General features: G+C 52.7%; 1 pseudogene. It reads right to left on the reverse strand.

Features of this window, described 5'->3' with window-relative positions:
* Positions 1-655, reverse strand: a pseudogene (locus ACS8FD_RS21455) (excinuclease ABC subunit A); the annotation flags it as partial.

Genomic DNA, 655 nt, shown 5'->3' on the forward strand with positions numbered 1-655 from the left:
AATAAAAAGGGTGCGGTACGACTAGTCTTGGACTGCGCCACCTCAATAGGCGTGCCTTGAGCAACGATAGATCCACCCGCATCCCCTGCCCCTGGACCAATATCAATAATCCAGTCGCTATTGCTGGCCACTTGCATATCGTGCTCAACCATAATGACAGTATTGCCCGCCTCGACGAGCGCATTCAATTGCGCCATTAGCATCGACACATCGGCAGGATGCAGACCGGTGGTCGGCTCATCCAAGATATAGAGCGTATCACCACGCTGGGTACGTTGTAACTCGGTGGCAAGCTTGATACGCTGCGCCTCCCCGCCCGACAGTTCAGTCGCTGGCTGCCCCAGACGCAAGTAGCCAAGACCAACTTGCAAGAGAGCATCTAAAGCACGTAATATCGAGGCTTCTCCGTCAAAAAACGCATAAGCGGCTTCTACCGTTAGATCCAGTACTTCAGCGATGTTTTTATCTCGGTAAGTGATCGCCAGCGTGTCATTATCATAGCGCTGACCGTGACAAACTTGGCAAGGCGCATAAACACTCGGCAAAAATAGCAGCTCGACACTGACAAACCCTAGCCCTTCACAGTTGGGGCAACGACCCTTTGGCGTGTTAAATGAAAAACGGCCCGCATCATAACCGCGCGCTTTGGCCTCTG

This window comes from Psychrobacter sp. 1U2, assembly GCF_051847575.1.